The following is a 22,003-nucleotide window of genomic DNA, read 5'->3' as shown; positions in this document are numbered from 1 at the left end:
GGTGGTGAGGCCGGGTGGCCTCACCACCTCTAGTTCTCAGCCATCACGGTGAAGGTGAATCCGGTGCTCGTCGTACGGCGCAGCGAGACGTCGCACTTGATCCGGCGCAACACCTCGTTCCTGCTGAGGCCGAGCCCCCGCGCGATGAGCCGTTCCGGACGCACCGGCACCGGATCGTCGAAGGTGACCTCCACCTGGACCGGCCACGCCTCGTCGAGCCATGCCGACGGGGTCTCCAGCCGCCAGGCCCCCGTCCAGTCGAGGGTGAAGTGGTTGCGCTGGGCGAACAGCGGGTCCAGCAGTCTGGACGCCACCAGTCCCGGATCGTTGACGAGATAGCCGTCGAGTTGGGCCGGATCGAGGGATCTGACCGGCGCCCGCTCGTGCACGGTGAGCTTGCTCGTCCGGTCGCAGGACACGCAGCGGACCAGCAGCCACACGTCCAGCAGCTTGCCGTTGGCGTTGACGCGGAACCTGCCCTCGCCGGTGGTGGCCGACTCCGACCGGCAGTCCACGCACCGCAACGACAGCAGGGGAAGCCTGGTCCGACGGATGACCCAGGGCAGCACGATATGAGGTTGTGAAGACATGATCTCTCTAGACCTGACACGAGGCCGATTGCGCGCGGCCTCAAACGCCGCAGAACCGGGCGCACGAGGCAGCCCGGCGGAACCGACGAGAGCGTCGGCTACAGGTGAGCGAAGAAGCGTGTCAGGTTAAAGAGCAGGCGGGGTCACGCGGTCTTGTCCTCTGTCCTCACGACGACGGTGCTTGGGGCAAGCTACGGGAACGCGGCAGGAGGCCTCAAGCGGTTTTCCGACGGTGTCGGCTCGCCGGACCCTCGGGTGAAGCCGCCGGACGGCTCCACCCCCCGCGTGCCGGGGACGGGCGCCAAGGGATGATCCTGCCATGGCGGATGTGATTTTCTTCGACCTGGACGGCACCCTGGTGGATCACCGAAGCGCGGTCCTGGAAACGATCGGCCAGGTCGTCCGGGCCGCGCCCAACGCGACGGCTCCATTGGAGGAGCTGGTGACGTCGTGGTGGACGCTGGAGGGACGCCACATGCGGGAGTACCTGGCCGGTCAGTGTTCCTTCGCCGAACACCACCGGCGCAGGGTCCGCTCCTTCCTGCCCATGCTCGGCGAGCCGGTTCCGGAGGACCCCGCTCTTCTGGACGCCTGGATCACCGAGCGCTACCTCACCGCGTTCGAGGAGTCCTGGCGGAGCTATCCCGACGTCCGGCCATGCCTGGAGACCCTGAAACGACTCCCCCACGGACCGCGCCTGGCCGTCCTCACCAACGGCGACCCCGGACAGCAGCGCGCCAAGCTCGCCCGCTTCGGCCTCCTGGAGTACTTCGAGGCCGTCCTGACCCCGACCGAGCTCGGTACGGCCAAGCCCGCCGCCTACGCCGCCGCCTGCCGGTGGATGCGGACGGACCCGGCCCGGGCGGTCAACGTGGGCGACATGCTGGAAAGTGACGTGAACGCGGCCTCCCTCGCCGGGCTCACCGGCGTCTGGCTGGACCGCGGCATCGACTTCGTCACCGGTGAGCCGTCACCGGCGGCGGAGGAGACCGTGCTCCGCGTCGAACGTCTCACCGACCTCCCCGGCCGCCTGTCGTTCACGGAGTCGACACGCCGGCACAGGTCTTCGAGCGGCGTGACAACCCCACCGGCATGATCGATCAGCTCATCCCCGGGGATCCCATGGGAAGAGACGACCGCCGGGTCCGGCGGTGGCGGCCGGAGATAATCCGAAACTCGGAGCCGACGGACGTCGAGAACGCTCCGGCGGCTCCGTCCCCGGGGTGGAACACGACGACGACCTTGGAGGAACGGCCATGCGAGCGAACGAGATCACCGAGATTCTGGACCGGCCGATCAGCCGGGAGCTGCCGGCCCGTCACGTGGCCCGGCTGGCGTACGTGGCCAAGGACGGCACGCCCAGGAACATTCCGATCGCGTTCACCTGGAACGGCTCGGAGATCGTCATGTGCACCACGAAGAACGCCCCGAAGCTTCCGGCCCTGCGCGAGAACCCGATGGTCGCCCTGACGATCGACACCGAGGTGCACCCGCCCAAGATCCTGCTGATCCGCGGGCGGGCCGAGCGCGAGAACGCCTGAGAACGGCCCCGCCCACAGCGAGGAGAACTCAAGCACTGCCGGGGCGCTCCCGCACTGGCAGCCCGGTCGTACGGCTCAACCGCGCGGGGCCGGTCGGCCCCGCCGGTCGGGTCAGTTGTTCGCGACGAAGTCGACGACCAGCCGGTTGAACTCGTCGGCGTGCTCGATCATCGCCCAGTGCCCGCAGTGGTTGAGCAGCACCAGCCTGCTGTTCGGGATGTTCGCCAGCAGGTACAGCGAGGTCTCGAACGAGACGACGCGGTCGTCGCGGCCGTGGATGAGCAGGGTCGGCACCTGGATCGCCGGCAGTGCCTCCGGCTTGACCCACTTCGGCAGCGGCGCGCCCTTCGGCAGGCCGTCCACGTAGTTGCGCAGATGGTCCGGACGGGCGAGCGCGGCGTCCGAACGCGCCTGGCACAACTCGGGGGTGGCGAAGCGGGCCTTGTCGTAGACCATGATCTCGACGAGCCTGCGCATGTTCTCCGGGCTCGCGTCGTGGTAGGCCTCGATCAGCACCTTGAGGCCTTCGGAGGGGCCGCCGCCGGCACCGAAGAGCGTCGGCATCCGGCCGACCGGCGGGCCCATGGTGACCAGGTGCGAGATCCGGTCCGGGTGCTCGGTGGCCAGACGCAGCGAGGTCTGACCGCCCATCGAGTTGCCGACGAACGCGGCCTTCTCGATGCCGAGGGCGTCCAGGAACTGGATCACCGCCTCCACATGGTCGAGCCGGTCGACGGTCGCGGGGTCCGACTCGCCCCAGCCGGGCATGTCGACGGCGTACACGTGGAAGTGCTCGGCCAGCGCCTCGATGTTGCCCGCGAAGTTGCTCCACCCGGTCGCGCCCGGCCCGCTGCCGTGCAGCAGGACGACCGGGTGGCCGGAGCCCGCCTCGTAGTAGCGGAGCTTCCAGTCGTTCGTCTGGACCGTGCGGGCGATGTCCTTGGGGTCGAGGGCCATCACTGGTCTTCTCCGTTCGGTGCGGGTGCGGCGGCGAGCAGTTCGGCGACGACGGCCGAGGGGCGGTGACCCCAGCTGTGCAGCTTGTCGAGCGTCCTGACCTCCCACGTCTCGTCGTCGATGATCAGCCCGCCCCAGCCGTACTCGACGCTGAAGCCCGAGGGCGTGAAGACGTAGAAGCTGAACATGTGGTCGTTCGGGTGCATGCCGAGTGTCATCTCGAACGGCTGCTTGGCGTCCATGCACCGGTCGTAGGCCCTGCCGACGTCGCGGATGTCGGTCACCTCGACCATGAAGTGGTGGGTCCTCTTCGGCGACGGCAGGTCACCGAAGGCCACGGTGTGGTGGCGGCCGTTGCAGTGCAGGAAGATCAGGTCGGCGACCACACCCGGGGTCACCTCCTCGACGATGATGTCGCTGACCTTGAATCCGAGCAGGTCGATGTAGAAGCCCAGGTAGGTCTCCCGCGGGACGTCGTGCGCCAGGAGGACCTGGTGGCCCGCGCCGCCCGCGCCCGTCACGAAGCCGCCGAGCAGCTTGGCGGACTCGAACGGAGTGCCGGCCTCGGCCAGGCCGGTGACCAGCTCGATGCGGTTGCCCATCGGGTCCGCGGTGACGAAGATCCGCTCCACCTTACGGGCGGCGGCGAGGGCGGGGTCGCCCTCGGCGACCTCGATCCCGGCCGCGCGCACCTTCTCGACCAGCGCGTCGAGCTCGGCCGCGTCGACGACCTCGTAGCCCGTGGCCACCAGGTCGTCGGCGGGGCCCTCGGTGACGATCCAGCGGTGGGCCTTCTCGTCGGTGCGCAGGGTGAACCCGGTGCCGGTTCTCTCGCCGATCGGCATGCCCAGCAGCTCGACGCCGAAGTGCTCCCAGTCGGCGAGGTCGCTGACCTCGTAGACGACGTAACCGAGCTCCTTGACTCGGGGCATCTCTCTTCTCCTTCTTCTCAGGCTTCTCAGATTTCTCAGGCCGGTGGCCCGGCCGGCCGGTCTCAGGCGGGCACGGCGAGGGCGGGTACGGCGAGGGCGGGTACGGCGAGGCCGCCGACGTCGGACGCGGCGACGAACCTGTCGGGGCGCAGCGCCACGGCGCGGGCGCCGTACCTGCGCAGCCACGGCAGCAGGACCTCGTCCAGGTCGACCAGTTCGTCCGGCCCCTGCGTGTACGCCGTCTTCGGCCGCACCGCGACGTAGCGCGCGCCGAGCGCGTCCCAGCCCGCCTTCTCCTCCGCCGTCAGCAGGGTCGAGGGGTCGACGTCACCACCGAGCAGCACGAAGCCGTCGCCGAGGAGGTCGTCCAGGCGCACCATCCGGCCGATCGCGTCGCCGGTGATCGGCTGCGGGACCATTCGGCCGACGATGCTGGCATCGCCCAGCGGGCCCCTGATCCAGCCGCCCTCAAGCACCGGCGGGGCGATGAGCGGTGGCTCGAACGGGGTGACCGTGTCCTGGGGCACCGCGTTCATCGCGGCCTGCTCCTGTTCGGACAGCTCCTGCTTGATGACCCGCCCGAGCTGGACCGCGAGGCCGGTGTAGAAGGCGGCGTTCGGACGCCGCTCCGCCTCGTAGGTCTCCAGCCAGCTCTCGGGCAGCTCGCCTTTGATCACGCGGGCGAGTTTCCAGCACAGATTGTGGGCGTCGCGCATTCCGGTCTGCATTCCGGCGCCCGCCCACGGCGGCATCAGGTGGGCCGCGTCGCCGGCCAGGAAGACCCGGCCCCGGCGCCAGGTGTCGGCCATCCGGGTGTGGTGCCGGTAGAAGGCGTGCTGGTGGATCTCGACGTCCTCCTCCGTGACGCCGAGCGCCTGGAGCAGCGGCCACACCTCGGCGCTGGTCGGGTAGTCCGCCGGGGACTCGTCCGGCTTGAGCGGGATCTCCCAGCGGTGGTTGCCCGCGGACAGCGCGATGTCGACGACCGGGCGTTCCTTGTCGGACCAGAAGGTCAGGAAGTCGCGGTCGGGCCACCACCGCTTGACGCGGCAGTCGATGACCACCCATGTGACGTCGTTGGTGTCGCCCAGCAGCCGGCAGCCCACCTCGTCCCGGGTCGTGCTGCTGCCGCCGTCGGCGCCGATCGCGTACCGGGCGCGGACGGTGCGGGTCTCACCGGTCGCGGTGTCCGTCGAGGTGACGGTGACGCCGTCGTCGTGCTGGTCGATCCCGGTGACCTCGGCGCCGTAGTGGACGGTGATGCGGTCGCCGTACTCCAGCGCGGCGGCGCGCAGTTCGGTCTCCATCGTCGGCTGGTAGATGTTGTAGAAGCGCGGCTTGCGGCCCAGCGTCGAGGGCGGGTGCTCGACCCGCATGATCTCCGTGCCGTCGTAGGTCACCCAGCGCAGGGCCCGCTGGGGGTCGATCTTCTTCTCGATCCGCTCGTCGATGCCGAGATCCTGGAAGATCCGCATCGTCCAGTCGTTGACGGTCACGGCCCGGGCTCGGGGGTAGATGTCCCTGTCCCGTTCGAGGGCGACGGCGGAGACTCCGTACCTGGCGAGGGTGAGTGCGGCGATCACACCGGTCGGGCCGTATCCGATGATCGCGACATCCGCGTCGTAGCTCTCGGTCATGCGCTGACTCCGTTGTCCTGGCCGCGTGTGCTCGGCGCGGCAGTTTTGGACCGATCGGTCGGTACGATAGTGAGGAGGGTAACAATGACCAGCGGCGATGTGTCAAGAGCCGCCCTCCGAGTCCCTAGAATTCGGCGAGTGGACAAGCCCGCGCCGAAGGCGCAGACCGGGAACCGCCGAGGCCGACGGTCACGCCAGGAGATCCTCGACGCGACCGCCCGGGTGATGTCCGTGCGCGGCTACGCGGGCACGTCGATGTCGACCCTCATCAAGGAGACGGGCCTGCCGAGGAGTGCCTTCTACCACCACTTCGAGTCCAAGGCGGGGCTGCTGTCGGCCGTCATGTCCCAGGGGGCGAGCGACTACTTCGACGCCATGCGCGAGGCCCACCGCAACCCGCCGGAGGGCGGCACCCCGCGCGAGCGCCTCGGGTGGTACCTGCGCAGGACCGGTGAGGTCTTCGAGCACCGGGAGGCGTTCCTGCGCCTGCTGCTGGTGCTGGTCATGAGCAACGAGGCGGCCGAGGCTCCGGAGGCGCTGCGAACCGTGATCGCGGTCCGCGACGAGGGCCGCGACTACATGCGGCACATGATCCGCTCCTCGTTCCTGAGCGAGGGCGAGGAGGCCGCGAACACGGTCGCGGACGCCCTCGCCCACTTCGGCATGGCCGGATTCGACGGCGCGTTCGTCTCGCTCCAGTCGGAGGACGGCAAGCCGATCTCGGAGTTCATGGAGCAGCTCGCCGACGCCATGACGGCGATCGGCGAGGCACTGATCGCCCGCCACTGAGCCTCAGAGGGCGCGCGTGATCGCGTCGGCGGCGGCCGTGAGGGCGGCGGTGAGCGGCTTGACCTGCTCAGGCGAGTAACGGACGCTGGGCATCGAGATCGACAGCGCCGCGACGGTCGCACCGGAGCGATCCCTCACCGCGCACCCCATCGCGGTCACGCCCCGCTCGGTGCGTTCAAGGTTGAGCACGACACCGCTGAGCCGTACGGACCGGAGCTCACGGCGAAGCCTCGTCAGGTCGGGCAGCTCCTCGGCGGGATCGTGCCGGTCGTCGGCGGCGTACAGGGCCACGAGTTCCTCGTCCGGGAGCGCCGCCAGCGCCACCAGGCCGCCGGTCGCCTGGTGGGCGGGGAAGACCATGCCCTCGCGGCTGCCCACCCGCAGGGCCTGGGCGCACTCGACCGAGGCGATGAACCGGACGTTCCTGCCGGTGCGGATGCTGAGGTTCACGGTCTCGTCGATCCGGTCGACCAGGGCCCGCATCGGCCCGAGGGCCGCCGCCCGGAGCGTGCCGACGTCGGACTGGGCACGCTCGGCGAGGGCGAGGATGGGGCCCACCCGGTAGGTCCGGTCCTCGTCCTGCACCGCGAAGTCGCGGTAGACCAGCGCGGTCAGCAGCCGGTGGGCCGTGGAACGGGCGACGCCCAGCCGTTCGGCCGCCGCGGAGACCGTGATCGCCCCGTCGAGCTGGAGGATCTGCGCGAGCCTGAGGGCGTGGTCGACGCTGTTCGAGGCGTAGGCCGGCGGAGTCTTCATCGGCTTCACCATGGTCCGATCCTGACACAGCCTGTTCTGCTGTGCAGAATCCTCTGTTCCTGATCCGTCGCGTCAGCGGATAGTCAGGACCATGTCCGACGCGCACGCCATCACGTCGCCGGTCAGCGTCACCGCTGAGGACCGGCCCGACCAGCCTCCCGTCAGCCCCGAACTCGAAGACCTCTACCGCGGGTTCGAGAAGGCGCTGCTCGTCCCGCTGTGGACGGAGATCGGCGACCTGATGCCGCGGCACCCGCGTTCCAAGGCCCGGCCGCACCGCTGGAACTGGAGCGAACTGCTCGAACTCGCCGGCCGTTCCGGGAACCTGGTCCCCGTCGGCCGCGGCGGCGAGCGCCGCGCGATCGCGCTGGCCAACCCGGGCCTGGGCGGCAAGCCCTACGCGACCCCGACCCTGTGGGCCGCGATCCAGTACCTCATGCCGGGCGAGGACGCGCCCGAGCACCGGCACACCCAGAACGCCTTCCGCTTCGTCGTCGAGGGCGAGGGAGTGTGGACCGTGGTCGAGCGCGACCCGGTGCCGATGCGCCGGGGCGACTTCCTCCCCCAGCCCGGTCTGCACTGGCACGCCCACCACAACTCGGCGAGTACGCCGATGGCCTGGATCGACGGGCTCGACATCCCGTTCCAGTACGGCATCGAGGGGCAGTTCTTCGACTTCGGCCGGGACACCCTCACCGAGGAGGAGCACGCCACCCCCGATCGTTCCCGCGCCGAGCGGCTCTGGGGGCACCCCGGCCTGGCACCGGTCTCACAGCTCGGCCGCCGTGAGGGCACACCCCTTCTGCGTTATCGCTGGACCGACACCGACGCCGCGCTGACCGGCCAGCTCACGCTGGAGCGGGAGGGCCACCCGGCCACGGTCGAGCCGGGTCACGCCCTGGTCCGCTACACCAACCCGACCACCGCCGACGACGTGCTGCCGACGATCCGGGCGCAGTTCCACCGGATCACCACCGGCACGGAGACCGCGCCGTACCGGGAGACCGGCTCTTCGGTCTACCAGGTCTTCGACGGGTCCGGCCGGGTCACCGTCGGCGACCGGACCTGGACGGTGACCCGCGGAGATCTCTTCGTCGTCCCGTCCTGGCAGCCGCTGTCGATCCGCTCGGAGGCGTCGGCGTCCGACTCCGACTCGGGCGCGCTCGACCTGTTCCAGTTCGGCGACGCCCCGATCTTCACCAAGCTCAACCTGTTTCGCAGCCACACCGAAAGGGACAGCCGATGAAGCTCGCCACCATCCGCCTGGGTGACCAGCGCACCGCCGCCGTCCGCGTCGAGGGCGACCAGCTCGTCGAGGTGGGCCTGCCCGACGTCGGCGCCGTGCTGGCCGCGCCCGGCGGTCTCGCGACCGCCGCGACGGCCGACGGCACCCGGCACCCGCTCGCCGGAGCCGACCTCGCCCCGGTCGTGCCCCGGCCCGGCAAGGTCATCTGCGTCGGGTTGAACTACCAGAACCACATCAAGGAGATGGGCCGCGACCTCCCGGAGTACCCGACCCTCTTCTCCAAGTTCACCGACACCCTCATCGGCGCCACCGACGACATCCGGCGCCCCGAGGAGACCGAGCAGTTCGACTGGGAGGCCGAACTCGCCGTCGTCGTCGGCCGGCAGGTACGCCGGGCGGACGAGGAGCAGGCGGTCGCCGCGATCGCGGGGTTCACCGTGCTCAACGACATCACGTGCCGCGACTGGCAGTTCCGGACCCGGGAGTGGCTGCAGGGCAAGAACTGGGACTCGACCACTCCGATCGGCCCGTTCCTCGTCACCGCCGACGAGACCGGTCCGCGGCCGGCGCTCGACATCCGCTGCGAGATCGACGGTCAGGTGACGCAGTCCGACAACACCGGCGACCTGCTCTTCGACCCGGTCCACCTGATCCGTTACGTCTCGACGATGGTGCGCCTCAACCCGGGCGACGTGATCGCGACCGGCACCCCCGGCGGGGTCGGTCACGCCCGCAGGCCACCGGTCTTCCTGAAGGGCGGCGAGCTGGTCGTGACCGAGATCGAGGGTCTCGGCCGCCTTGAGAACCGCGTCGTCCCCGAAGGCGCGTGATGGCACGCGACCTCGCCACCACACTCGCGTGGGCCGAGACGGGGACCCGGCTGTGCGTGTCGGCGATCACCGGCCTGTCCGAGGAGGAGTACGGCGCCGCCTCGGCCCTGCCCGGCTGGACGCGCAAGCACCTCGTGGCGCACCTGGCCGCGAACGCCGAGGCGGTCGGCAACCTGATCCACTGGGCGCGCACCGGCGAGAGGACCCCGATGTACGGCTCCCCGCAGGAACGCGCCGAGGGGATCGAGCGGGGTTCCCGGCTGGGCGCCGGCGAACTGTCACGGTGGTTCACGGAGTCGGCCGCGACCCTGGCCACCGCGATGGCGGCGCTGCCCGACGAGGCGTGGCGGACCCAGGTGGTGACCGCGCAGGGCCGTACCGTGCCGGCGAGCGAGGTCCCGTGGATGCGCAGCCGGGAGGTCATGGTGCACGCCGTGGACCTCGCCACCGGGCTCACCTTCGCCGACCTTCCCGACGGCTTCCTGCTGGCGCTGCGGGAGGACGTCCTCGCCAAGCGGGGTCTCGACGCGGTGCCCGGCGTCGAAGGGTCCCTGGCCGACGTCACCGCCTACCTGGCCGGACGTCCCACGACCGGGGTGACCGCCGTCGGCGGCGGCCTCCCACCGACCCTGCCTCCGTGGCTGTGACGAGAAGGACCGATCCCATGGGCGTCTTCCCCTCAACCCGTGCCGACGTGATCGTCGTCGGGGGCGGCATCGGCGGTCTGTCCGCGGCGCTCGCCCTGACCCGTCAGGGGCTGCGGGTCAGGGTGCACGAGCGGTCGTCGGTGTTCGGCGAGGTCGGCGCGGGCCTCCAGCTGGCGCCGAACTGCACCCGCATCCTGGACCGCTACGGGCTGCTGGAGGAGGCGGCCTCCCTCGGCGTGCTGCCCGAGGCCATGGTCATGAAGGACGCCGTGGACGACGACGACCTGACCCGGCTGGACCTGCGCGACCTGGAGCGCCGTTACGGCTACCCCTACCTGGTGATCCACCGCAGCGACCTGCACGGGATCCTGCTCCGTGCCTGTGAGCGGGCGGGTGTCGAGCTCCTGACCGACGCCCACTGCACGTCGTACGAGAACGTCGCCGGTGGTGCCCGGGTCCGTTTCGCCGACGGCGGCGCCGACGAGGCGGAGGTGGTGATCGCCGCGGACGGGCTGCACTCGGTCGCCCGCGAACTGCTGGTCAAGGACGAGCCGGTGAGTTCGGCGTACGTCGCCTACCGCGGCGCCGTGCCGTTCGAGAAGGTCGCCGACAACGGCATCCACGACAAGGACGTCGTCGTGTACGTCGGCCCCCGCTGCCACTTCGTCCAGTATCCGTTGCGGGGCGGCGAGATGTTCAACCAGGTCGCCGTGTTCGAGTCGCCGAAGGCGCTGGCCGGTGAGGACGACTGGGGAACACCGGACGAGCTGGACGCGGCGTTCGCGGGAACCTGCGAGCGGGTCCGGAAGGGGCTGCCGCTGATGTGGCGCGACCGGTGGTGGCGGATGTACGACCGTGACCCGATCATGACCTGGGTGACCGGCCGGATCGCGCTGCTCGGTGACGCGGCGCACCCGCCCCTGCAGTACATGGCGCAGGGCGCGATCATGGCGATCGAGGACGGCTGGGTGCTCGGGGAGCACGTCGCCGCCCAGCGCGCGCGGCGGACCGGTGACGGCTCCGGCGTCGACTGGGACGCGGCACTCGCCGCCTATGAGGCCGTACGGCCCGAGCACTGCCGCCGCGTCGTCACCACCGCCCGGGCGTGGGGCGAGCTGTGGCATCTCGAAGGCGTCCTGAGGCTGCGGCGCAACGCCCTCCTGCGTGGCCGTGACGTCTACGACTACTCGTTCGTCGACTGGATCTACGGCCCCACGGCGCTGGTCCCCGAGGACGAACCGGAGATGTTCCAGCCGATCCCCCTGGACACCGTGCCGCTCTGACCGTGCCACTTTTGACCGCTTCGCTTCCGCCCGAGGCGGGCGGTACCGCCCCGGGCGACGACCGGCGGCACCGGACACGTTGGCGCCGGGTCGCCCGGGAACGTGTTCTCGACGGCCGGTCAGCAGGTGACGGTGCCCCTACGGATGGCGTGACCGCCGTCGTTGTCGTCGTCGGCCCAGTAGACGGGCTTGGACCCGTTGACGCATTCGTCGGCTCCGGCGAGGGAGAAGCCCTCGTTGTTGTAGTCGGGCATGCCGGTGGGCCGGTCGTGGACGGCGGTGACGGCGAAGGCCCCCGAGGCATCGACCTTCAGGGTGCGGTGCTGGCCGCCGCAGTTGTCGTCGCAGACGGCCCACAGCCGGAGGGCCTGCGGTTCCCACTGCAGTTCCATGACACCGGCCATGCCGCTGCTGGTCGAGGAGATCCGGGTGAAGGCCCCGGAGTCCTCAAGGACGTAGCCGTGGATCATGCCGGTGCCCTCGACGCCGAGGAAGAAAACACCTCCGGTGTGGGCGCCGTAGCCGCCGGGGTCGTAGGCCGCGCCGGTCGAGGCGTCCTTGAACCCGGCGCCGGTGAGGTAGCCGTCGGGGATCCAGGTGACGCCCTCGAAGCCGAGATTGGAGCCCACGGACGGCAGGCTCGCGGTGAGGTTCCACTCCTTGGTCGCGGTCAGCGTCGTGCCGCTGCCGGAGACGTCGTAGCGCAGGACGGAGAGCCTGCTGCTGCCGGAACCGTTGCGCTCGCTGGAGACGAACACCCCTCCGGCCGCGCCGGAGCCGGTGACGGTGACGCCCTCGCTGTCGGGGACGCCGGAGCCGCCGGGGAAGCGAAGCGCCTTGCCGGAGGTCCAGCCGCCGGTGGTGTCAGGCTTCCAGCCGCCGGAGCCGTTCGGGACCAGGCGCCACAGCCTGCCGCTGTTCTGCGCGCCCCACAGTACCCCGCCGGTCTGGTGGAGGCCGCTGAGGTCCTCACCGAAAACGTTCGACCCGTCGGCGGTGGACACCGAGGAACCGCCCGGCCAGGCGACCGATGCCAGGGAACTCGCCGGAGCGACCCCGTTTTCTGTGGCTTTTGTGGCTTCTTCGACTTGCGTGACGGGCGCGACGGATGTCGCGTTGGCGATCGTCGGTGTGGCCATCATGCCGAGCGCCATCGCGCAGGCGACCAGGATTCCGCGGGCCGGTCGGCCGGATAACGAGCGGGGGGTCCGAAAGGTACTGCCATTCACAGGCGAACTGCCTTTCAACGAGCGAACGGCTGCCGGCAGCAGCCAGAACAGGCATAAACGACAAAATTCTGATCATTCGGCATGAATGCCGAATGAATCGCATACGTCGTCACGCCGTCCGCAGCGTGAGGCAACGCCGACGTTCCCGGTGGGCTTGCCCCGCAACCCCGAGGGGACGTCTCCCGCTCCGCCCGCCGCCGTCCGAAGGGCCGCCCGGACGGCGGCGGGCGGAGCCCCCGACGTGATGGCCTCAGCGGGCCGGAGGGTTGCCCCCGGGGTACTGGAAGCCCCACACCTGGTTCCAGCGGTTCCCTTCCGTACCTGTCCTGATGCAGCTCCATGCCTGCAGGCGTGCCTGCTGGCCGGGTATACCGCTGGAGGAGGCGTCCAGGCACCTGCCGTTCGCGCGGTTCCTGATGATCATGTAGGTCTCGGGAAAGCACACGCAGGGCTCGTGCGGCGGGATGATGTAATCGGTTCGCCACTCGGCCGGCGCGTACCCGGACTCGCAGTGGGTGTCCTGAACGATGGACACGCCCTCCCGGGGGTCACCGTCCAAGAGTTGCAGGCACTGACCGGAGTGACGCGCCTTTATGCGGAAGTATCCACTTCCGCTGTCGAGGAACTCGAACTCCTGCGAGTGGCTGGCATTGTCCGGCCACAGGAAGACGCCCTGCCTCGGATTGGTGGACGCCCACATCACGTCGGCGCGCAGTCCGCTGATCCGGTTCACGATCTCCGCGTAACGCGTGTCCGCGTACGCCGGCGTGGACGTGCCCGCCGCGAAGGACACGGCCACCAGGACCAGCGCCATGACCAGGGCGCTGAACGTCAACCGCCTCTCCCCGGGATTCAACGAGGTCGGCCTTCTGCTTTTTCGCGGCAGAAAGCCGATCCTGACACGGGAAAATCTCATGATTTCTCCTCCTCTGGTCTGGACAATGAGGGCCGCGCGGGCGGGTTCACCGTGGTCCTGTCGTGGCACGATTTCGGTGGTCTCCGGCACCGGTAACGGCCATGCCGGAAAATGGGCCGCTCCCTTCGGTGGTTGGGCGTGGTCGGCTCTGATGATCAGGAGAATGAACCCGGGGCAGGGGTGATCGGTGATTCGCGCCGCTCGGCACGCCTCCGATTTCTCAGGTGCCGCCTTCGCTTTTCGCCGACACCAATGTTAAACAGGCGTGCCGCGGACGGCGATGGCGTTCACCCACCGAATGTTCACCGAGCGCCGGATGAAATGGGATGAGCGATTTCGGGACCGTATTACGGCTCGCCGCGGCGCTGGCCGGAAAGGCGAAAAACAGCGCCAGGAAGTTCCAGGCCGTCAGCGCCCTCCCAGCCGCGATCAAGACTTTGGCACGATGCTTCTCAACGCCCGGACTCCGGGCGAAAGATCAATGTCACCGCGCCGGTAGTACACCTCTGATCACAAACAACTACCTTTCGTATTTATCCTCACACCTTGCGTGACCATGGTTGGAGTTCCATGCCCTCACGACGCGCTCTGCCGGTCACCGCCACGACCCCGCCTCTCCCCCTGACCCGCTCCCCCGGCCCGGTGTCACAAGGCCGAAGCCCTGAACGCGGCCTCGTCCGTACGCCTGCCCGCGCCAAGCCCGTCCCCGCCTGCCGGAACGGGATGGGCTGAGCCCCTCACCGGGGACTTCGGTCGTCACGGAAAACGACGTCCCCTCGACGTGACCCGCCCTGAGGTGTCGTGTCACAGCCATGCGCGAAACCCGACCTTGGAGGTGCGATGCTCCCGCAGGAGAAGGCTCTGCGACTCGCGGCAGCCGGCATGCTGCCCGCGTACATCTACGATCTGGACGGTCTTCGCCGCCACGTCGGCGTGGTCATCGGCGCCGTGAACGGCGCCGCTCAGGTGTTGTACGCCGTCAAGGCCAACCCCGACGCACGGGTTCTGCGCGCCCTCGCACCCTTCGTTGACGGGTTCGAGGTGGCCTCGGGCGGTGAGCTGGCCTTCGTGCGAAAGCTCCTGCCGCAGGCATGGGTCGCCTTCAGCGGTCCCGGCAAGACCGACGCCGACCTGAGGCTCGCGCTCGAACTCGGCGTCGAACGGGTGCACGTGGAGAGCCCCGGCGAACTCACCAGAATCGCCCGGATCGCCCGAGGGCGGCCGGTGGACATCCTGTTGCGGGCCAATCTGCGTCCGCCCGCCGTGAACGGGCAGACCACGACCGTCACACCCTTCGGCATGGACGAGCCCACACTGGAGGCGTGCCTGCCGATCCTGCGCGCGGCTCCCCGGATCCGCGTGCGCGGCATCCACAGCCACCTGGCATGGGGCCTGCCCGCCCCCGCCATGGCCGAGGTGGCCGCCTACGTCGTCACCTGGGCCTCGTCCTGGCTGAACCGGCACCTGCCGGGCGTCGAGCATCCCGAGATCGATCTCGGCGGGGGGATGCTGGTCGACTACGCCGATCCGGACAGTCGTTTCGACTGGGCGGCCTACGGTGCCGCCCTGGCGGCCCTGCGCTCCCCCGGGCCGCTGCGCATCGAGCCCGGACGCTCACTGTCCGCCTACCAAGGCTGGTACGTCACCGATGTCCTGGACATCAAGACCAGCCACGGACAATGTTTCGCGGTGCTGCGCGGCGGCACCCAGCACCTGCGCACCCCGGTCGCCAGAGGGCACGACCAGCCGTTCACCGTCATCCGCCCCACCGGCCGGACACCCGCCTACAGCGGCACGATCACCCTGGTCGGCCAGCTCTGCACCCCCAAGGACGTCTTCGCCCGGGACGTGTCCGTCACCGGGCTGAGCCCCGGCGATCTGATCGTCTTCGGTCTGGCCGGCGCCTACGCCTGGAACCTGTCCCACCACCAGTTCCTCATGCATCCCGAACCCACCTTTCACTACCTCGACCGGGAAGGCGCATCGTGATCATCGACGAGTCCGGAGACCCGCAGCAGACCTGGCAGTACGCGGAGCGATACCTGGGCGGCGGCACCCGTGACTACAGTGCCTACTCGGCGCACCTGGACATCGGCGACCGCTACCACCCGCAACGGGGACTGCCACGCTTCCAGGTGCCCACCTTCCGGGTGCCGCCCGAGATGGGCACGTTCCTGGCCGGAGACCTGCCGAGCAAGGTGAGCGGCCTGTACGGCGACGCGGACGAATTCCTGCTGCCCGTCCATCCGGAGACGCTCGCCTATCCGGACCTTCCCGAACGCCGGACACTGCGTCGCCTGCGACGCGGCCCCGAGCTGACCGTGGTGCCCTCCGCGAACGCCCGCACCGTGTTCGTCGAACGCGTCGGCGGCGCGTCCACCGAGCCGCACTTCGTCAAACTGCACTACCCCAAACGGCTGTCACGCTTCACCCGCCGCCTGCGGCAACCGATCATCACCCTTGAACTGTGGACGGCCGCGGAACTGACCCGCAACGAGCTCCCCGTGCTCTGCGAGGTGGCGGGCGGAGTCCTGGGACACCGGCCGCGCGACGCCTGGGGCTTCCTCGTCCGCGAGGCGGGCCCGCGCACGGGCACCGCCGTCGGACCGCCCGGCGGGAACTCCGCAACCGCTGACATCCTCGCCTCGCCCCTGCGGTACACGGTGCCGCTGTTCGCCCTGTACGGCCGTGACATCCTCCAGCCTCGGCACCCCGCCGTGCTGACGCAGCTCATCTCCCGTAGCGGCGAAGACCCGACACAGTGGCTGGTCCGCCGCGTGGTGGCACCCATGGTCGCCCTGTGGACCCGCGCCGCCACGCGCACCGGATGCGCCCTGGAGATGCACGGCCAGAACACCCTGTTCGGCTACGACCTCGACGGGCGGCGCACGGCCGTCTTCTACCGGGACTGCGCCATCAACGTCGACCCGGCCATCCGCCTTCGGCAGGGCCTGACGCGTCCGCTGCCGCCGGTCAACATCATCTCCCGCGACGTACGGCACCCCGCGGCGCACGTCTTCAGCCTCGCCTACGACAGCTTCATGGCCCACCACGCGCTGGAGCGCCTGGTCCAGGTCGCCACCGACACCTTCGCCGTGGACCCCCACCGGCTGCGGCAGGCGGCCTGCGAGGCCTTCGTCGCGCACGATGGCCCGACCCTCGGCCTGCCCTCCACCGTCTTCTACTACGACGACGAACTGCACCCCGACGGGCAGTGGTCCCTGCGCGACACCGGCGCGAGCCCCCGCTGGCGGCCCGGATCGCCCACTTGAAGGGCCACACCTACTGTTCAGTCGTGACTGAATAAACTATTAGCTTGATTCAGTATCGACTGTATTGTCCGGGGCATGGAGAGCTCCGGCCGCCCCGCCCTCGCCGTGCACCTGTCCGGCGGCAGGCTGTCCCACCTGTTCGCCGGCGAGCTGGGGCTGCCGTTCCGGCCCTACGTGCTGTGGACGCGGCTACGGGCGGCGATGTCGTCGCTGGCGGACGGCGCCCTGCTCACCGAGGCCGCGCACACGGCCGGGTTCGCGGACTCCGCCCACCTGACCAGGTGGTCCGCCGGATGATGGGCCAGGCACCCTCCACCCTGACGACCGGGGTGCGATGGCTGCCTTGACGCTCTCCGGCCTGAAGGACGGAGCACCACGGACGAACCCGGTAGCAGGATCGTTCAAGCCCCGCCGCCACTCTCTCGGCCAGGCTTGGTTTCGTGATTCTCATGATCGGCGCCGGACAGGCGGGGCTCGCGGCAGGCCGCGAACTGCGCATGGCCGGACATGACGTGCTGCTGCTGCTGGAGGCCCACCCGCGGCTGGGCGAGTCCTGACGGCGCCGCTGGGACTCTTTGCGCCTGTTCACCCCCGTCTCCCTGAGCGCGCTGCCCGGCCTGCCCATGCCCGGCGCCGACCGCTATCCGGGCAAGGACGAGGTGGCCGACTACCTGCGGGCGTACGCGGCCCACTTCGAGCTGCCGGTCCGGCTCGGCACCACCGTTTCCCTGCTGCGCACCGCCGGCGGCCGGACCATCGCCCCGCGGAGCGTGATCTGGGCGACCGGCTACCGCTGGCTGCGGGTTCCCGGTGCCCTGGCCGGCGGGCTGCCCCGCCACAGTGAGGGGATCAGCCCGGTACCCGGTTTGGCCTACCTGGGCCTGCCCTTCCAGCGCTGCCGAGGTTCGGCCCTGCTGGGCTGGGTGGGCGAAGACGCCGCACCGGTCGCCAGGGGCCTGGAGGGCCGCAGACGCCGCTGAGATGGTTCGCGTCGCCGTCCCGTCACCCCGCCAGAGCCGCGCGGAGGAACTCGAAGATCTCCGCCTGGGCGACCTCGGCCTGCGGTTCCACCCCTGGCAGGGTGAGGAAGGCGTGCCGCGCCTGCGGATACTCGGTGAGCCGTACGAACGTCCCTGCCGCCCGCAGTCGCCCGGCGTAGCGGCGGCCGTGATCGGCGACCGCGTCCTTGGTCGGCACCACGAGCAGCGCGGGGGCGAGCCCGCTCAGATCATCGGCGTACAGCGGCGAGAACGCGCGGGCGTCGGTTCCCGGCGGGACGGCGAGCCGTCGCAGGAACCGCAGGAGCGACAGGGCAGGGGTCGGGCTGTAGGCGTACTCAGCCACGGAGGGGTAGTCGCACATCGTCTCGGTCACCTCGACCACGGGGTTGACCAGCACCTGCGCCCGGAGCCGCAGGCCCGCGTCCCGGGCCCGGACGGCCGTCAGGGCGCTGACCAGCGCGCCGAAGCTCTCGCCGGCGACGGCCGTACGCGTTGGATCGACGCCCCACCGTGCGGCGTTTTCCACCATGTGCCGGAGGACGTCCCAGCCGTCGTCGGCGGCGTTGGCGAGGGGGCTGCCCGGGGCGACGAGGCGGTGCTCGACGGAGACGACGAGCGCGGGCAACCGGGCGGCGAGGTGGCTGTTGGTCCAGTCGCACTGCGCCGCTGTGCCCACGAAACCGCCTCCGTGCACGTGGACCACGAGGGGCAGGCCGGTCCTGGCGGTGGTTTCGCCGCCGGCAGGAGAAACCGGCCGGTACACCCGGACCGGAAGGTCGCGACCCGGCAGCGCGATGTCCTGCCATTCGACGGCGGCTCCGGGGTCCGGCTCCCCGAGGATCGCCCGTGCCGCGCCGGAGGCCCGCCAGCGGTTCTCCGCAGTGCGGTAGTCGATCAGCTGCTTGACCGTCATCGTGGAGAAGTCCGGCTCCGGCGGCCGTTTGACGGCAGTGGTCTCGCTCATCTCGCCTGCTCTCTTCTTCCAGCCAGTAAGACGCCTCCATTATGCACGCGGTGCGTGCATCGGCAAGTGCATAAGATATGCTGGGCCGGGCGCGGACGAGAGGGGCGAGATGACAGGCCGAAGGCGTTGGTCGACGGAGGAAATCCTGGACACGGCGGCGGAACTGCTGCGCACGGACGACGCCGAGTCGTTCAGCGTTCGCAGGCTCGCCGCGACGCTCGGGACCGACTCCTCCAGCCTCTACCGGCACTTCCGCAACAAGACCGAGCTTCTGCGCGCGGTCGCCGACCGGATCCTGGTGGCCGCGATGGACGGCTACCGCCCCGAGGGTGACTGGAGGCAGCGCATCACCGCGACAGCCCTGCGCCTGAGAGAGGCCTTCGGCCGGCACCCCCAGCTCGCCGCGGTCTGGGGACGCTACGGATCCGGCGGTACCGGTTCCCGGCTGGTCATGGAGGAGGCACTACAGGCTTTGCGGACCTCTGGCCTGCCCGATGAGGAGATTCCCTCCCGCTACCACCGGCTCGTGATCCTCCTCTCCGCGCTGATCGTCTCCGAGGCCGGAATCGGCACCCTCACCCCGGACGAGTACGAACAGGGCATGGAGCAGTTCCGCGTCGCGGTCCTCGGGGCCGACCCCGACCGCTTCCCCGCCCTGGCCCACTTCGCCCGCGAGATCCGCCCCCTCGGGGCCGACCGCCGGGCCGCGTTCGATGAGATCCTCGCCGCCCACCTCGCCCAGATCGAGGCCGCGATCCCCTGACGCGCCTCCCGGTGGTGCCGCGTCACCACGCTCCGTTCGAAACACGGCGGTCGCAGAGCCGGCGCACCGGTTGGACCGGACGCGGCCGTCAGCCGGGGCTCGGCGTCGTCACGGCGGGGCCCGGTCCCGTGGGGTCCGCCTCGGCGCGGAGGATGCGCCAGCTGAGATAGGCGCAGACGCCCGTCGCGGGCGTGGTCAGCAGTGTGCTGGCGATCCCGAGCGCGACCACCTGCCCGGCCAGGTACAGAGGCACCATCAACGCCGTGCCGAGGGCGAACTTCGCCAGGAAGATCGCCGTGCACCTCTGGTAGCGCCGCCGCCTCGCGCGATCCCGCCGCCAGCCGAACCGATCGTCACGCGCCGCCCCCAGCACCAGCCCGACCACCGGCCACCGCACCAGCACGGACACCAGGAACACGGCCCCGCCGACCGCACTGGTCAGCACGCCCACAAGGTAGAAGTCGACCCCGCGCCCGGTGCTCCCCGCAAGCAACGCGGAGACCCCCACCACGAGCAGCCCACCGGCTGCCTGCCAGTACTTCCTGTCGGTCCACACCCGGGCCACCGCGAAGGCGAGCACGCCGACGACCGCGATCAGCGCGGAGGCCGATACGCGACCGCTCGTCAGATAGGCGACCAGGAACAGCGCACGAGACGCGACGGCCTCCGCGAGTGTGCGCCAGCCACCCACCGCGGCGAACAAGGACAGCGACCTCCGCGTCAGCATGGTGAGGTTCATGCGCTCGGCTCCGTGGCGCCGGTCCGCTGCCGGGCTCCCGGGCCGGTTCCGGCCGCCGCGCCGGGAGCGGAGAGGTTGTTGCGGCGCGTCGCGTCCTCGTAGGCGCCGATCGCGGCGCGCAGGTCCCGCTTTCCCCGGGCGGCCTGGACCAGTTCGTCACGCAGGCGGCGGGCGTCCCGCATCGCCAGGTTGCCCCCGAAACCCGGTGCCACGTGGATGGCGTCGCCGATGAGCGTCACCGGAGTGGCCGGCCATGCCGGCGTCGGCGGGATCAGCCCGATCCGCAGCGCGACGGTGAGGTCCGGCCATGCTTGGTCGACGACCAGCCGCAACGTCTGGTGCATGCCGACGGCCAGTCCCCTGGCCCGGTGCCACGCGTCGGCCGGTGAGCCGGTGGAACCGAGCCGTTCCCGCGTGACGGACAGCGTCCACATCACGTAGTCCTCGGCTTCGGCGACGGCGCGGTGGTCCAGGGCGGGCAGCCACTTCTCCCGCGCGGCGGCCGGTGGCCGGGTGAACCGCAACGCGCCCATCGCCATCATCGTGCCGTGCGAGCGCGCACTGGTGGCGCTGTGGCCGATCAGCTCGGGCAGCCCGGTACCGGCCACGGCCCGCAGCGGTGTCGCGCCCATCACCATGCGCTTTCCCGTGTCGGCCACCCGCACGTGCGGCAGGTACTGGCGCCGGACCGCGGAACCGATGCCGTCCGCGCCGACCAGCACGTCCGCCGTGTCGGTGCCGCCATCGGCGAACCACGCCCGGACGGTGCCGTCATCCCGCTGCTCGAACCGTGTGAACCGCGCCCCGAACCGCACCGTTTCCTCCAGTCCGGTCAGCAACACCGCCCGTAGCAGCGGCCGGTGCGCCTGCCAGCCGGGCCGCACGGGTCCCGCGGTACCGGCGAGCGGCTGGGTGCGAACGACCTTGAGCTCCCCGTCCACTTCGGACAGGAACAGCCTCCGCTCGCGCGGACCGCCCATGGTCGCCTCCGCCATCGCGACGTGCCGCGGCGGCAGGCACGCGCGCAGCGCGGCGGCTCCCCTGTCGTCGAAATGCAGGCTGACGCCCTGTGGGCGCCCCTGCGGCCCGTCCCGCTCGTACACCACGACGTCGACGCCCGCCTGGCGTAACCCGTGGGCAAGCGTCAACCCGCCAAGTCCGGCACCGACAACGATCACCCGCATTCCGTCCCACCTTTCTTCATCGGTTGATGAAGTTCAGCGTACCCCGCGCCGGGGAAGAAACATCATCGACCGATGAAGAAATGTCCGATAGGATCTTTCCGCCATGACAGAACACAGTCGTCCCGGACGCTGGCGATCCGGCGAGCAGAGCAGGCAGCAGATCCTGGAGGCCGGCCGCACGCTGTTCCGCGAGAATGGCTACGGCGGCACGACGGTGCGCGCGGTCGCGGCCGAGGCGGGGGTGGACCCGGCCATGGTGTTCTACTTCTTCGGCACCAAGCAGGGCCTGTTCGCCGCGGTCACCGAGATGCCCGCCCACCTGACGTCGGCCATCGAGTCGATGTTCGCCGGCGGTCTCGACGGCATCGGTGAGCGCATCATCCGGACGCTCTTGGAGAACCTGGATAAATCCGACCGCACGCCGCTCGTGATGCTCACCCGGTCGGCCCCCACCCATGAGGCGTCGGAAGCGCTGCTCCGCGAGTTCATCGATCGGGAGATCACCGGCCGGCTCGTGGCGATGCTCGGCACACCGGACGCCGCGCTACGGGCGGGGATGGTGAACGTCCAGGTTCTGGGCCTCGCGGTGGCGCGTTACATCATGCGGATCGAGCCGATCGCCTCCGCGCCCACCGATGAGCTGGTGGCCCGGTTCGGTCCGGTCGTACAGCACTGCCTCACCGGACGACAGGAGACGGCGTGGTGAACGCCGCTCACCATGTTCTCC

Annotated in this window: 26 protein-coding genes; 15 read left to right on the top strand and 11 right to left on the bottom strand. The window is 70.3% G+C overall.

Going from position 1 to position 22,003, the window contains the following annotated elements; genetic code table 11:
• Positions 1–29 precede the first annotated feature (29 nt).
• Positions 30–569 carry a DUF1062 domain-containing protein gene (locus tag ABT340_RS19540; protein WP_352012177.1) on the bottom strand — a complete coding sequence of 180 codons (540 nt, stop codon included), beginning with the start codon at positions 567–569 and terminating at the stop codon, positions 30–32.
• Between the two features lie 340 nt (positions 570–909).
• Here ABT340_RS19540 and ABT340_RS19535 point away from each other — a divergent pair, with 340 nt between their 5' ends.
• Both ABT340_RS19535 and ABT340_RS19530 read left to right on the top strand, forming a co-directional pair.
• Positions 910–1,686 carry an HAD family hydrolase gene (locus ABT340_RS19535; RefSeq protein WP_352012176.1) on the top strand — a complete coding sequence of 259 codons (777 nt, stop codon included), beginning with the start codon at positions 910–912 and terminating at the stop codon, positions 1,684–1,686.
• A 160-nt stretch (positions 1,687–1,846) separates the two neighbouring features.
• Positions 1,847–2,131, top strand: coding sequence for a pyridoxamine 5'-phosphate oxidase family protein (locus tag ABT340_RS19530; protein ID WP_352012175.1), 285 nt, complete (start codon positions 1,847–1,849; stop codon positions 2,129–2,131).
• A 111-nt stretch (positions 2,132–2,242) separates the two neighbouring features.
• Here ABT340_RS19530 and ABT340_RS19525 read toward each other — a convergent pair whose 3' ends face one another.
• The 3 genes from ABT340_RS19525 to ABT340_RS19515 all read right to left on the bottom strand — a co-directional run bounded on the left by ABT340_RS19525 (position 2,243) and on the right by ABT340_RS19515 (position 5,657).
• Positions 2,243–3,088 (bottom strand): alpha/beta fold hydrolase, encoded by an 846-nt coding sequence (locus ABT340_RS19525; RefSeq protein WP_352012174.1) that lies wholly within the window; start codon positions 3,086–3,088, stop codon positions 2,243–2,245.
• Positions 3,088–4,020: a VOC family protein gene (locus ABT340_RS19520; protein WP_352012173.1), complete on the bottom strand. Its 933-nt coding sequence runs from the start codon at positions 4,018–4,020 to the stop codon at positions 3,088–3,090. Before ABT340_RS19520 ends, ABT340_RS19525 begins: the two co-directional genes overlap by 1 nt.
• Positions 4,021–4,082: 62 nt before the next feature.
• Positions 4,083–5,657 carry a bifunctional 3-(3-hydroxy-phenyl)propionate/3-hydroxycinnamic acid hydroxylase gene (locus ABT340_RS19515; RefSeq protein WP_352012172.1) on the bottom strand — a complete coding sequence of 525 codons (1,575 nt, stop codon included), beginning with the start codon at positions 5,655–5,657 and terminating at the stop codon, positions 4,083–4,085.
• A gap of 138 nt (positions 5,658–5,795) precedes the next feature.
• Here ABT340_RS19515 and ABT340_RS19510 point away from each other — a divergent pair, with 138 nt between their 5' ends.
• Positions 5,796–6,446, top strand: a complete 651-nt coding sequence (locus ABT340_RS19510) for a TetR/AcrR family transcriptional regulator (RefSeq protein ID WP_352012171.1) — start codon at positions 5,796–5,798, stop codon at positions 6,444–6,446.
• A 3-nt stretch (positions 6,447–6,449) separates the two neighbouring features.
• Here ABT340_RS19510 and ABT340_RS19505 read toward each other — a convergent pair whose 3' ends face one another.
• Positions 6,450–7,202 carry an IclR family transcriptional regulator gene (locus tag ABT340_RS19505; protein WP_352012170.1) on the bottom strand — a complete coding sequence of 251 codons (753 nt, stop codon included), beginning with the start codon at positions 7,200–7,202 and terminating at the stop codon, positions 6,450–6,452.
• A 91-nt stretch (positions 7,203–7,293) separates the two neighbouring features.
• On the opposite strand from ABT340_RS19505, the gene ABT340_RS19500 reads away from it, so the two are divergent.
• From ABT340_RS19500 to ABT340_RS19485, 4 genes are read left to right on the top strand one after another with little or no spacing between them, the layout of a single operon-like run.
• Complete coding sequence (locus tag ABT340_RS19500; RefSeq protein ID WP_352012169.1) at positions 7,294–8,448, top strand: cupin domain-containing protein; 1,155 nt, start codon at positions 7,294–7,296, stop codon at positions 8,446–8,448.
• Positions 8,445–9,278, top strand: a complete 834-nt coding sequence (locus ABT340_RS19495) for a fumarylacetoacetate hydrolase family protein (protein WP_352012168.1) — start codon at positions 8,445–8,447, stop codon at positions 9,276–9,278. Before ABT340_RS19500 ends, ABT340_RS19495 begins: the two co-directional genes overlap by 4 nt.
• Positions 9,278–9,925 carry a maleylpyruvate isomerase family mycothiol-dependent enzyme gene (locus tag ABT340_RS19490; RefSeq protein ID WP_352012167.1) on the top strand — a complete coding sequence of 216 codons (648 nt, stop codon included), beginning with the start codon at positions 9,278–9,280 and terminating at the stop codon, positions 9,923–9,925. The genes ABT340_RS19495 and ABT340_RS19490 overlap by 1 nt, the downstream gene beginning before the upstream one ends.
• Positions 9,916–11,208 carry an FAD-dependent monooxygenase gene (locus tag ABT340_RS19485; RefSeq protein WP_352012166.1) on the top strand — a complete coding sequence of 431 codons (1,293 nt, stop codon included), beginning with the start codon at positions 9,916–9,918 and terminating at the stop codon, positions 11,206–11,208. Before ABT340_RS19490 ends, ABT340_RS19485 begins: the two co-directional genes overlap by 10 nt.
• A gap of 119 nt (positions 11,209–11,327) precedes the next feature.
• Here the strand turns inward: ABT340_RS19485 and ABT340_RS19480 are convergent, their stop codons facing one another.
• Positions 11,328–12,212, bottom strand: coding sequence for an esterase-like activity of phytase family protein (locus ABT340_RS19480; protein ID WP_352012165.1), 885 nt, complete (start codon positions 12,210–12,212; stop codon positions 11,328–11,330).
• Here ABT340_RS19480 and ABT340_RS19475 point away from each other — a divergent pair.
• Entirely contained in the window at positions 12,205–12,522 is a 318-nt protein-coding gene (locus tag ABT340_RS19475; protein ID WP_352012164.1) for a hypothetical protein, read from the top strand. The genes ABT340_RS19480 and ABT340_RS19475 overlap by 8 nt on opposite strands.
• A gap of 165 nt (positions 12,523–12,687) precedes the next feature.
• Here the strand turns inward: ABT340_RS19475 and ABT340_RS19470 are convergent, their stop codons facing one another.
• Positions 12,688–13,272, bottom strand: coding sequence for an RICIN domain-containing protein (locus ABT340_RS19470; RefSeq protein WP_352012163.1), 585 nt, complete (start codon positions 13,270–13,272; stop codon positions 12,688–12,690).
• A gap of 301 nt (positions 13,273–13,573) precedes the next feature.
• Positions 13,574–13,786: a hypothetical protein gene (locus tag ABT340_RS19465; protein WP_352012162.1), complete on the bottom strand. Its 213-nt coding sequence runs from the start codon at positions 13,784–13,786 to the stop codon at positions 13,574–13,576.
• A 407-nt stretch (positions 13,787–14,193) separates the two neighbouring features.
• Between ABT340_RS19465 and ABT340_RS19460 the strand changes: the two genes are divergently transcribed.
• From ABT340_RS19460 to ABT340_RS19440, 5 genes are all read left to right on the top strand, one after another.
• Complete coding sequence (locus tag ABT340_RS19460) at positions 14,194–15,342, top strand: alanine racemase (RefSeq protein WP_352012161.1); 1,149 nt, start codon at positions 14,194–14,196, stop codon at positions 15,340–15,342.
• Positions 15,339–16,625: a ferric iron reductase gene (locus ABT340_RS19455; protein ID WP_352012160.1), complete on the top strand. Its 1,287-nt coding sequence runs from the start codon at positions 15,339–15,341 to the stop codon at positions 16,623–16,625. Before ABT340_RS19460 ends, ABT340_RS19455 begins: the two co-directional genes overlap by 4 nt.
• Before the next feature lie 75 nt (positions 16,626–16,700).
• Positions 16,701–16,922, top strand: a complete 222-nt coding sequence (locus ABT340_RS19450) for a helix-turn-helix domain-containing protein (protein WP_352012159.1) — start codon at positions 16,701–16,703, stop codon at positions 16,920–16,922.
• A 152-nt stretch (positions 16,923–17,074) separates the two neighbouring features.
• Positions 17,075–17,182, top strand: a complete 108-nt coding sequence (locus ABT340_RS19445; RefSeq protein ID WP_352012423.1) for an NAD(P)-binding protein — start codon at positions 17,075–17,077, stop codon at positions 17,180–17,182.
• A gap of 18 nt (positions 17,183–17,200) precedes the next feature.
• On the top strand, positions 17,201–17,605 hold the full coding sequence (locus ABT340_RS19440) for a hypothetical protein (RefSeq protein ID WP_352012158.1): 405 nt from the start codon (positions 17,201–17,203) through the stop codon (positions 17,603–17,605).
• 22 nt (positions 17,606–17,627) lie between these two features.
• Here ABT340_RS19440 and ABT340_RS19435 read toward each other — a convergent pair whose 3' ends face one another.
• Positions 17,628–18,590 (bottom strand): alpha/beta hydrolase, encoded by a 963-nt coding sequence (locus ABT340_RS19435; protein WP_352012157.1) that lies wholly within the window; start codon positions 18,588–18,590, stop codon positions 17,628–17,630.
• A 109-nt stretch (positions 18,591–18,699) separates the two neighbouring features.
• Between ABT340_RS19435 and ABT340_RS19430 the strand changes: the two genes are divergently transcribed.
• Entirely contained in the window at positions 18,700–19,353 is a 654-nt protein-coding gene (locus ABT340_RS19430) for a TetR/AcrR family transcriptional regulator (protein ID WP_352012156.1), read from the top strand.
• Positions 19,354–19,441: 88 nt separating this feature from the next.
• Here the strand turns inward: ABT340_RS19430 and ABT340_RS19425 are convergent, their stop codons facing one another.
• Both ABT340_RS19425 and ABT340_RS19420 read right to left on the bottom strand, forming a co-directional pair.
• Positions 19,442–20,092, bottom strand: a complete 651-nt coding sequence (locus tag ABT340_RS19425) for a DUF3159 domain-containing protein (protein ID WP_352012155.1) — start codon at positions 20,090–20,092, stop codon at positions 19,442–19,444.
• Positions 20,089–21,276, bottom strand: coding sequence for an FAD-dependent oxidoreductase (locus ABT340_RS19420; RefSeq protein WP_352012154.1), 1,188 nt, complete (start codon positions 21,274–21,276; stop codon positions 20,089–20,091). Before ABT340_RS19420 ends, ABT340_RS19425 begins: the two co-directional genes overlap by 4 nt.
• A 103-nt stretch (positions 21,277–21,379) precedes the next feature.
• Here ABT340_RS19420 and ABT340_RS19415 point away from each other — a divergent pair, with 103 nt between their 5' ends.
• The gene (locus ABT340_RS19415) at positions 21,380–21,982 is read left to right on the top strand and encodes a TetR/AcrR family transcriptional regulator (RefSeq protein WP_352012153.1); all 603 of its coding nucleotides are present in this window, start codon (positions 21,380–21,382) and stop codon (positions 21,980–21,982) included.
• Positions 21,983–22,003 lie beyond the last annotated feature (21 nt).

Origin of the sequence: Streptosporangium sp. NPDC000239 (assembly GCF_040300765.1) — a bacterium.
Lineage (GTDB): Bacteria > Actinomycetota > Actinomycetes > Streptosporangiales > Streptosporangiaceae > Streptosporangium.
Note: the sequence above shows the minus strand (reverse complement) of the source record. Positions and strands in the feature narration are given on the sequence as shown.

Excerpts from the sequence above, each read along its gene's own strand:
- ABT340_RS19525 (WP_352012174.1), bottom strand. The coding sequence starts at position 3,088 with ATGGCCCTCGACCCCAAGGACATCGCCCGCACGGTCCAGACGAACGAC.
- ABT340_RS19490 (WP_352012167.1), top strand. The coding sequence starts at position 9,278 with ATGGCACGCGACCTCGCCACCACACTCGCGTGGGCCGAGACGGGGACC.
- ABT340_RS19530 (WP_352012175.1), top strand. The coding sequence starts at position 1,847 with ATGCGAGCGAACGAGATCACCGAGATTCTGGACCGGCCGATCAGCCGG.
- ABT340_RS19520 (WP_352012173.1), bottom strand. The coding sequence starts at position 4,020 with ATGCCCCGAGTCAAGGAGCTCGGTTACGTCGTCTACGAGGTCAGCGAC.
- ABT340_RS19500 (WP_352012169.1), top strand. The coding sequence starts at position 7,294 with ATGTCCGACGCGCACGCCATCACGTCGCCGGTCAGCGTCACCGCTGAG.
- ABT340_RS19435 (WP_352012157.1), bottom strand. The coding sequence starts at position 18,590 with ATGAGCGAGACCACTGCCGTCAAACGGCCGCCGGAGCCGGACTTCTCC.
- ABT340_RS19415 (WP_352012153.1), top strand. The coding sequence starts at position 21,380 with ATGACAGAACACAGTCGTCCCGGACGCTGGCGATCCGGCGAGCAGAGC.
- ABT340_RS19505 (WP_352012170.1), bottom strand. The coding sequence starts at position 7,202 with ATGAAGACTCCGCCGGCCTACGCCTCGAACAGCGTCGACCACGCCCTC.
- ABT340_RS19450 (WP_352012159.1), top strand. The coding sequence starts at position 16,701 with ATGGAGAGCTCCGGCCGCCCCGCCCTCGCCGTGCACCTGTCCGGCGGC.
- ABT340_RS19430 (WP_352012156.1), top strand. The coding sequence starts at position 18,700 with ATGACAGGCCGAAGGCGTTGGTCGACGGAGGAAATCCTGGACACGGCG.
- ABT340_RS19420 (WP_352012154.1), bottom strand. The coding sequence starts at position 21,276 with ATGCGGGTGATCGTTGTCGGTGCCGGACTTGGCGGGTTGACGCTTGCC.
- ABT340_RS19425 (WP_352012155.1), bottom strand. The coding sequence starts at position 20,092 with ATGAACCTCACCATGCTGACGCGGAGGTCGCTGTCCTTGTTCGCCGCG.
- ABT340_RS19445 (WP_352012423.1), top strand. The coding sequence starts at position 17,075 with ATGATCGGCGCCGGACAGGCGGGGCTCGCGGCAGGCCGCGAACTGCGC.
- ABT340_RS19460 (WP_352012161.1), top strand. The coding sequence starts at position 14,194 with ATGCTCCCGCAGGAGAAGGCTCTGCGACTCGCGGCAGCCGGCATGCTG.
- ABT340_RS19495 (WP_352012168.1), top strand. The coding sequence starts at position 8,445 with ATGAAGCTCGCCACCATCCGCCTGGGTGACCAGCGCACCGCCGCCGTC.
- ABT340_RS19535 (WP_352012176.1), top strand. The coding sequence starts at position 910 with ATGGCGGATGTGATTTTCTTCGACCTGGACGGCACCCTGGTGGATCAC.
- ABT340_RS19515 (WP_352012172.1), bottom strand. The coding sequence starts at position 5,657 with ATGACCGAGAGCTACGACGCGGATGTCGCGATCATCGGATACGGCCCG.